Origin of the sequence: Variovorax paradoxus (assembly GCF_000834655.1) — a bacterium.
In the GTDB taxonomy this organism is placed as follows: domain Bacteria; phylum Pseudomonadota; class Gammaproteobacteria; order Burkholderiales; family Burkholderiaceae_C; genus Variovorax; species Variovorax paradoxus_F.
Genome location: NZ_JXQQ01000118.1, coordinates 1 through 373, shown reverse-complemented (window position 1 = coordinate 373; position 373 = coordinate 1). Strand labels below are relative to the sequence as shown.

General features: G+C 60.9%; 1 protein-coding gene. It reads left to right on the top strand.

Annotated elements, in window-relative coordinates:
* Positions 1 to 159: 159 nt before the first annotated feature.
* Positions 160 to 373: hypothetical protein (locus tag RT97_RS33645; protein ID WP_216595196.1), on the top strand; the 214-nt coding region annotated here is incomplete at its 3' end.

Genomic DNA, 373 nt, shown 5'->3' with positions numbered 1-373 from the left:
GACGTCGAAGTCGACAGGCTGCTCACGCTGCTGTTGGTCGAGCTCAGACCGGTCGAGAGGCTAGAGATTCCACTCGTCGCAGTGCTCAGACCCGACGACGTGGAGGTCGACAGGCTGCGAATGCTACTGGTAGCGGTGCTCAGACCACTCGACGTCGAAGTGGACAGACTGGAAATGCCGCTGGTTGCAGTGCTCAAGCCGCTAGACGCGGAGGTCGACAAGCTGTTGATGCTGCTGGTCGCAGTGCTCAAGCCAGACGACGTGGAAGTCGACAAGCTGCTGATGCTGCTGGTGGCGGTACTTAGTCCGCTGGACGTCGAAGTCGACAGGCTGCTCACGCTGCTGTTGGTCGAGCTCAGACCGGTCGAGAGGC